8 protein-coding genes and 1 pseudogene are annotated in these 7,497 nt (G+C 64.1%); 3 read left to right on the top strand and 6 right to left on the bottom strand.

Translation table 11 applies throughout. From position 1 onward, the window contains the following. A partial coding sequence (locus LB541_RS28440) for a sulfate/molybdate ABC transporter ATP-binding protein (RefSeq protein ID WP_140630803.1) occupies positions 1-762 on the top strand: 762 nt, incomplete at its 5' end. 14 nt (positions 763-776) lie between these two features. On the opposite strand, the pseudogene LB541_RS28435 reads toward LB541_RS28440, so the two are convergent. Next, positions 777-1,174, bottom strand: a pseudogene (locus tag LB541_RS28435) (type II toxin-antitoxin system VapC family toxin). Then, positions 1,174-1,449: an antitoxin gene (locus tag LB541_RS28430; RefSeq protein ID WP_140562394.1), complete on the bottom strand. Its 276-nt coding sequence runs from the start codon at positions 1,447-1,449 to the stop codon at positions 1,174-1,176. The pseudogene LB541_RS28435 and the gene LB541_RS28430 overlap by 1 nt, the downstream one beginning before the upstream one ends. Before the next feature lie 167 nt (positions 1,450-1,616). Between LB541_RS28430 and LB541_RS28425 the strand changes: the two genes are divergently transcribed. Both LB541_RS28425 and LB541_RS28420 read left to right on the top strand, forming a co-directional pair. Beyond that, a complete protein-coding gene (locus LB541_RS28425; protein WP_140499837.1) occupies positions 1,617-2,603 on the top strand; it encodes a sulfate ABC transporter substrate-binding protein in 987 nt (328 codons plus the stop codon). Positions 2,604-2,861: 258 nt separating this feature from the next. Beyond that, on the top strand, positions 2,862-3,311 hold the full coding sequence (locus LB541_RS28420) for an RrF2 family transcriptional regulator (protein WP_013530871.1): 450 nt from the start codon (positions 2,862-2,864) through the stop codon (positions 3,309-3,311). 62 nt (positions 3,312-3,373) lie between these two features. Here LB541_RS28420 and LB541_RS28415 read toward each other — a convergent pair whose 3' ends face one another. From LB541_RS28415 to LB541_RS28400, 4 genes are all read right to left on the bottom strand, one after another. Then, the gene (locus LB541_RS28415) at positions 3,374-3,856 is read right to left on the bottom strand and encodes a gluconokinase (protein ID WP_140666849.1); all 483 of its coding nucleotides are present in this window, start codon (positions 3,854-3,856) and stop codon (positions 3,374-3,376) included. Between the two features lie 69 nt (positions 3,857-3,925). Next, positions 3,926-4,912, bottom strand: a complete 987-nt coding sequence (locus LB541_RS28410; RefSeq protein ID WP_140499839.1) for an ABC transporter permease — start codon at positions 4,910-4,912, stop codon at positions 3,926-3,928. Next, on the bottom strand, positions 4,909-5,889 hold the full coding sequence (locus LB541_RS28405) for an ABC transporter permease (protein WP_140499841.1): 981 nt from the start codon (positions 5,887-5,889) through the stop codon (positions 4,909-4,911). The genes LB541_RS28410 and LB541_RS28405 overlap by 4 nt, the downstream gene beginning before the upstream one ends. Before the next feature lie 13 nt (positions 5,890-5,902). Further along, on the bottom strand, positions 5,903-7,450 hold the full coding sequence (locus LB541_RS28400) for a sugar ABC transporter ATP-binding protein (RefSeq protein ID WP_140515833.1): 1,548 nt from the start codon (positions 7,448-7,450) through the stop codon (positions 5,903-5,905). Between the last annotated feature and the right edge of the window lie 47 nt (positions 7,451-7,497).

Here is a 7,497-nt window from a genome sequence, read left to right as displayed (position 1 = left end):
AATATCGGCTTCGGCCTCAAGGTCCGGCAGGGCTCGACGCGGCCGCCGGCGCAGGAGATCCGCCGCCGCGCCTCCGAGCTGCTCGACCTGGTCCAGCTCTCGGGCCTGGAAAAGCGCTATCCGGCGCAGCTATCCGGCGGCCAGCGCCAGCGCGTCGCGCTGGCGCGCGCCATGGCGATCGAACCCAAAGTGCTTCTGCTCGACGAGCCGTTCGGCGCGCTCGATGCGCAGGTGCGCCGGGAACTGCGCCGCTGGCTGCGCGACATCCATGACGCCACCGGCCACACCACCGTCTTCGTCACCCACGACCAGGAAGAGGCGCTGGAGCTTGCCGACCGCGTCGTGGTGATGAGCCAGGGCCGCATCGAGCAGGTCGGCACCGCCGACGACATCTATGACAGGCCGAACTCGCCTTTCGTCTATGGCTTCATCGGCGAATCGAGCTCGCTTCCCGTCAAGGTCGAGAATGGCGAGGTCTGGCTCGCCGATCGCCCGATCGGGCTGTCGGCGCCGGAGGCCGCCAGCGGCAACGCCAGGCTGTACTTCCGCCCGCACGACGTCGAATTGCTGAGCGGCTGCTCTGGCTGCATCGCCGGCACGGTGGTCGCCAGCCGCCGCGTCGCCGGCACCCGCCGGGTGGAACTCGAGATCGGCGGCGAACGCCAGCGCGTCGAGATCGAGCTGCCCGTCGACCATCCCGCGGCGCAGAAGAGCCGGGTAGCATTCCGCCCGGGCCGCTGGAAGCTGTTTCCGGCTGCTTGATATTAGACCGAGCACTACTCCAGCCAGTTCTCGATCTTGAGGTTGCGGATTCGGATGAACTCGCCCGTATTGGCCGTTACCAAAGTGATGCCCACAGCGCAGGCGTGCGCAGCAATAAAAAGGTCGTATAGTCAATGGGTTGGCCGGCGGCCTCCAGTTCTGCACGAAGGGCGCCATACTCTGCATCCGCCGGCACATCGAGCGGCAAGACCGGAATCTCAGCCAGCAATTGCTCGACTTTTTTGAGCAGCTTGGTTGATCCCTTCCTGGCACAGCCATATCGCAATTCCGAGGCAACCACGATACTTGTGCAAATGGCGTCGTCTCCCTCGCGCTCCACTGCATTGGCGGCTTTGCCAGCCGGATTTCGGATCATGTCACTGATGATGTTGGTGTCCAGCATGAACCGCATCAAAAAATGTCCTCGGATTCGACTGGCGCATCATTGATTTCGGGAAGATCGTCCTCGGGGCCGAGCGGCGGCTCGTTTGCCCATTGGGCGAGCAACGCGCCGAGCCCAGCTTTGCGGATCGGCTCAATGACAAGGCGGTCGCCTTCACGGCTGATCAGGACCTTCTCGCCGGGGAGCTCGAACTCGACAGGAATGCGCACCGCCTGGCTGCGGTTATTGCGAAACAGCTTCGCCTCCTTCGACGGCCGCGTTGTTGAATGGCGGTGTTGGGGCATGGTTGCCTCCTTTGTATATGCATATTGGGCGGAACAAAATTCTAATGACAGCGTTCATGACGACATTTTTTCTTACGGTGGCACCGCGAAACTATTGCACGTGCCTCGTCGGGCAAGTGGCGCAGGACTATGGTCAGGTGATTAAGCACTACACGGAGTCTTATTTCATGAAGCGATTTCTCCTCGGCGTCGCCACCGTCGCCGGCCTGTTCCTCGCATCTTCCCAAGCCTGGTCTGCCGACAAGCTGCTCAACGCCTCCTATGACGTCGGCCGCGAACTGTTCGTCCAGGTCAACAAGGCATTCATCGAGAAGCACCCGGGCGTGAGCATCGACCAGTCGCATGCCGGCACCTCGGCTCAGGCACGCGCCATCGCCGAAGGGCTCGGCGCTGATGTCGTCACCTTCAACCAGGTCACCGACATCGACTTCCTGGTCAAGAAGGGCCTCGTCTCGGCCGACTGGCAGAAGGATTTTCCCGACAACGCCTCGCCCTTCTATTCGCTGCCGTCCTTCCTGGTGCGGGCGGGCAACCCCAAGCACATCAAGGATTGGAACGACCTGGTGCGCGACGACGTGCAGGTGATCTTCCCCAACCCGAAAACCTCGGGCAATGCGCGCTACACCTATCTGGCGGCGACCGCCTACGCCAAGGAGGCCTTCAAGGGCGACGACGCCAAGGTGAAGGAATTCATCACCAAGTTGTTCAACAACGTGCCGATCTTCGACACCGGCGGGCGCGCAGCCACCACCACTTTCGTGCAGCGCGAGATCGGTGACGTGCTGATCACGTTCGAATCCGAAACCCGCGGCATCCGCAAGGAGTATGGCGACGACAAATTCGAGCAGGTCACGCCTTCCGTCAGCCTGCTGGCAGAATTCCCGGTGGCGATCGTCGACAAGGTCGCCGACGAACATGGCACGCGTGATCTGGCCAAAAGCTATCTCGATTTCCTCTATACGCCCGAGGGGCAGGACATCGCCGCTGACAATGGCCTGCGCGCCCGCGACACGGCCGTCGCCGCCAAACACAAGGCCGACTTCCCGGACGTGCGCCTGCTGACGGTGGAAAACGTCTTCGGCGGCTGGGACAACATCCAGAAAGAGCATTTCGCCGCCGGCGGCCTGCTCGACCAGGCCTATGGCAGCCGATAAGGTTTTCGCGGCGCGATAGCACGTTACGGTAAGCAAATCAGGAAAGCCGGCGCTTTGCCGGCTTTCGCCGTTTGCGGCAAAATATGGCAAATACGACGCCAGCCGCGCAAAAGGTTACGAAGAATCAACGCGTTTGCGCCTAACGTGCCGACAAATCGGCTTGTTCGCGAAACGGCAGCGCTCCACAAGCCCCGTCATCATTTGCACACAAACAGCCGCCAGATGCGGATTGTTGGGGCTTCATGGGTTGACTCGGGCATGCTGACTAAAAAAGGCAAATACGGCCTCAAGGCCCTCGTGCATCTGTCCGGCTTGCCGGCTGGCCAATTGGCCTTCGTCAACGACATCGCGGTCGCCAACAACATCCCGAAAAAATTCCTCGATGCCATTCTGGGCGAGCTGCGCAATGCCGGCTTCGTCCAGAGCCGCAAAGGCAAGGAAGGCGGCTATCGCCTCGCCCGCCCGGCCTCGGAGATCAAGATCGGCCATGTGGTGCGTGTGCTGGACGGGCCGCTGGCGCCGATCCCATGCGCCAGCCGCACGCAGTATCAGCGCTGCGAGGATTGCGACGAAGCGACGTGCCAGGTCCGGCACATGATGCTCGAGGTGCGCCAGGCAATCGCTGAGGTGCTGGACAACCGCAGCCTTGCCGCCATGCGCGATGCCGACAATGATGATTTTCCGGTCGAGTTGACGTCGCAGATCTAGATCCTGCGCATGAGCCGCACTTGCCGGCGTAAGTCGCATGCCGGTATGGCGCCGATCAAGGTTCAGAACCGCCGCGTCATGCGCACCGCCTCGGCGACGAGATCGGCGATCGGGTGCGTCGCATCGAGCGTCAGCGCCCGCTCATCCGCCGCCGGTGGCTCGAGAATGGCGAACTGGCTGTCGACCAGGCTTGCCGGCATGAAATGGCCCTTGCGGCTGGCGACCCGCAGCTTCGCCATGGCCGGATCGATCTCCAGGTAAAGGAAGACGATGTCACGGCGGAAACCGCGCAGTCGTTCACGATAGCTTCGCTTCAGCGCCGAGCAGGCGGCGACAACGCCCTGCCCTTTGCCGGCCGAGGCCGCGATGCGCTCGCCGATCGCATCGAGCCATCCCTCGCGCAAAGTGTCCGTGAGCGGCTCGCCTCTGGCCATGCGTGCGACGTTTTCCGGTGGATGCAGCCGGTCGCCTTCGATGAAGACGGCGCCCAGTCTCTCCGCGAGCGCCATGCCGACGGCCGACTTGCCGCAGCCGGCGACGCCCATTGCCACGATGACCGGCGCCGGCCCCGCGGTGCCTGTCGGCGATTGAACTGTCCTTTCCGCCACGATGGTCTAGCGGCTTGCCGGCGCGCGGCCGTAGAGCAGCAGCATGGCGACGATGACGACGCCGTAGATGATCTGCCTACCCGCCTCCGGCATCTGCATGACCGACAGTATGGATTGCAGGAGCGTGATCAGGATGACGCCGGCGACAGTGCCGAGATAGGAGCCGCGCCCGCCAAGGATCGAGGTGCCGCCCAGCACGACGGCCGCGATCGACGGCAGGAGATAGGCGTCGCCCATCGACTGCGCCGCCTTGGAGGCGTAGCCGGCAAGCAGCACCCCGCCGAAGGCGGAGAGCCCGCCGGAGACGGCAAAGGCGATCATCACCACGCGCCTTGTGTCGATGCCGGAGAGGTAGGCGGCACGCTCGCGGTTGCCGATGCCGTAGACGGTGCGGCCAAAGCCGGTGCGGGTCAGAACGAACACCATCGCGGCGCCGATCAGCGCCCAGATGATGACCGCGTTGGGAACTCCCGGAATGGCAAAGCCGGTAGCCAGGTAGCGCATGGCGCCGGTGGCCGAATCCTGGGGCGAGAAGCCGCCGGTGTAGACCACCATCAGCCCTTGCGCGACGGCGTTGGTGGCGAGCGTGATGATCATGGAGGGAATGCGCAAATAGGCGACGCCGATGCCGTTGACGATGCCGATCAGCACCCCGCACAAGATGCCGAATGGAATGGCCAACGCAACGCCGGCCGGGCCATAGGCGGCCGCAGCGCAAGCCATCATCGCGCCCGCCGCCACCGACCACGGCACCGACAGGTCGATCTGGCCGAGCAGGATGACCAGCATCATGCCGGTGGCGATGACGCCGAGAAACGAGGCCACCTTGAGCTGCTGCAAGAGATATTCAGGCGACAGGAAGCTGCGCGAATAAAGACTGCCCAGCAGGAGCAGGACCACGATGCAGGCAAAGGCCGTCAACACCGCGGGATCGGCGCGGCGAATGAATTTCGGCATGCGGCCGGCGAGGCCACCCAATGTCGTCTCGCTCACAGGAACCACTCCAGCCGGTTGCGGACCCGAAACAGGGCGAAGGCGCCGAGGCTGACGGCGATCAGCAGGATAACGCCCTGGAACAGCGGCTGCCACAGCGGATCGAAATCGAAGACGAACAACAGATCGCCGATGGTGCGGAAGGCGAGCGCGCCGAAGATCGCGCCAATGGCACTCCCCTTGCCGCCGAACAGCGAGACGCCGCCCAGCACCACGGCGGCAATGGAAAACAGCGTGTAGGAGTTGCCGCTGGCATAGGCCGCTTCGCCCGTATAGGTGAAGAACGTCAGGAACAGGCCGCCGATCGAGGCCAGCAGCCCCGCCAGCGTATAGGCTGCGAACTTGCCGCGCCGGATGGGCACGCCTGACATGTAGGCCGCCATTTCCGACGACCCTGCCGCATAGGCCGCGCGGCCAAGCACCGAACGGCTGAACGGCACCCAGATCACCAACACGACGGCCAGGAGCACAACCATGCTGGCCGGCACCACGTCAAACACACGGCCCGTCAGCGCGTCAGCCAGATCCTCGTTGACCGATCCGCCCGGGAACGGCCGCAGTAGAAGCCCGATGCCATAATAGACCGCGCCGGTGGCGATCGTGGCGACGATCGGCTGCAGCCGCCCGTAGATGACGATGGCGCCGTTGATCGCCCCGCACAGCAGTCCGACGGCCAGTACCGCCAACACGCCAAGCGCCGTCTGCACCGGCGTGCCCACCACCAGCCACGAGGCCAGGCAGTTGGTCAACAGGAAGATCATGCCGACGGAAAGGTCGATGCCCGCGGTGATCACCACCAGCGTCTGCGCCATGGCGACGAAGGCCAGCAGCACGCCCTTGTTGGCCGCCGTCTGCACGACATTGGCGGTGAAGCCGGCCGGATGGTTCGCGGTGTAGATGACGAACATGACGATGAAGATGCCAAGCGCCAGCAGCGTTCCGCGCTGCTCCGCCAACCAGTAGCGCCAATCCTTCACGCCAAAATCCCTTTCACGCGTTCGCTCCCCGGTTCACCGGGCTATCCCCGCCAGGCATGTTGAGCGCGCTTGATATCAGAGCCCGTTCGGTGATTTCGGCGCCCACCAATTCGCGCTTGACCGCCCCGTCATAGAGCACCAGCACACGGTCGCAGCAGCCGATCAGCTCGTCATAGTCGGTCGAATAGAACAGGATTGCCGCCCCCGCGTCCGCCAGCTTGCGCATCAGCTGATACAGCTCCTGCTTGGTGCCGACATCGATGCCGCGCGTCGGATCGTTGAGCAGGATGATGCGCGGCTGGCGCATCAGCCATTTGGCGATGACGACCTTCTGCTGGTTGCCGCCCGACAACGCGCCGACCGGAATGTCGAGGCCGGCCGTCTTGATCGCCAGCAGGCCGACCATGTCGTCGATAAGCCGCTGCTCGGCGGCGCGGTCTATTATGCCGCCTTTCGACAGCCGGTCGAGCGCGGCGAAAGACAGGTTCTCGCGCACCGTCATCGGCAGCATCAGGCCTTCGGTCTTGCGATCCTCGGGAATGAGCGCCATGCCGATGCCGTTCTCGCGTGCGGCGGCGGGGCTGGCGATGCCCACTGGCTTACCGTCGACCAGGATCTGGCCGGAAAGGCCACGCAGGACGCCGAAGAAAGCGAGCAGCAATTCGCGTTGGCCCTGCCCGTCGAGGCCGCCGAGGCCGACCACCTCGCCTGCCCTGACCGACAGCGAGATGTTGTGCAGGCGATCCGTCCAGGAGAGCTTGCGGGCTTCGAGCACCGGCGCGGTGGTGGCCGGCGCGAATGTCGGCTTGGGCGGGAAGATATGGCTGTATTCGCGCCCGATCATCAGTTCGACGACTTCACTGTCGCTCTTCGAGCCGGCGGGATAGCTGGCGACATTGCGGCCGTTGCGGAACACCGTGCACTGGTCCGCCAATTCGGCGATCTCGTTCATGCGGTGCGAGATGTAGAGCAGCGCCAGCCCTTCCGAACGCAGCCGCTTCAGCACGGCGAAGATCTTCGACACATCCGCCGCCGTCAGTGCCGAGGTCGCCTCGTCGAGGATCAGGATGCGTGGCTTCCTGGCCAATGCCTTGGCGATCTCGACCATCTGCCGGCGTGACAGCGGCAGGTCCTTGACCAGCGCCAGCGGATGAATGTCGGATGCTCCCGCACGCGCCAGCGCGTCCTCGGCGATGCGCCGCTGCGCCTTGCGGTCGATCATGCCGAAGCGTTTCGGCGGATCGGATATGACGATGTTGTCGGCGACGCTGAGTTCGGGAATCAGCGACAACTCCTGGAAGATGCAAACTATGCCGGCCTTGTTCGCGGCGCCCGGCGAGGCGAAGGTCGCCTCTCGCCCGTCCAGCACCATGCGGCCCTCGTCGGGCGCAACGACGCCCGCCATGATCTTGATCAGCGTCGACTTGCCGGCGCCGTTTTCGCCGAGGATGGCGTGGATGCTGCCGGCCTCGACCGACAGGTCGGCCTTCTCCAGCGCCCGCACGCCGCCATAGCGCTTCGATATGCCTTCCATGCGCAAGAGCGGAGCCGCACCGTCCATCAACCCTCCCAGGGCGCTCGAACATTCAAGAACCGGGGCCGGCAAGT

This window comes from Mesorhizobium sp. BR1-1-15, assembly GCF_020165475.1.
Classification (GTDB): Bacteria; Pseudomonadota; Alphaproteobacteria; order Rhizobiales; family Rhizobiaceae; genus Mesorhizobium.
This window is presented reverse-complemented; position numbering and strand designations above follow the sequence as displayed.

Excerpts from the sequence above, each read along its gene's own strand:
- LB541_RS28430 (WP_140562394.1), bottom strand. The coding sequence starts at position 1,449 with ATGCCCCAACACCGCCATTCAACAACGCGGCCGTCGAAGGAGGCGAAG.
- LB541_RS28425 (WP_140499837.1), top strand. The coding sequence starts at position 1,617 with ATGAAGCGATTTCTCCTCGGCGTCGCCACCGTCGCCGGCCTGTTCCTC.
- LB541_RS28420 (WP_013530871.1), top strand. The coding sequence starts at position 2,862 with ATGCTGACTAAAAAAGGCAAATACGGCCTCAAGGCCCTCGTGCATCTG.
- LB541_RS28415 (WP_140666849.1), bottom strand. The coding sequence starts at position 3,856 with ATGGGCGTCGCCGGCTGCGGCAAGTCGGCCGTCGGCATGGCGCTCGCG.
- LB541_RS28400 (WP_140515833.1), bottom strand. The coding sequence starts at position 7,450 with ATGGACGGTGCGGCTCCGCTCTTGCGCATGGAAGGCATATCGAAGCGC.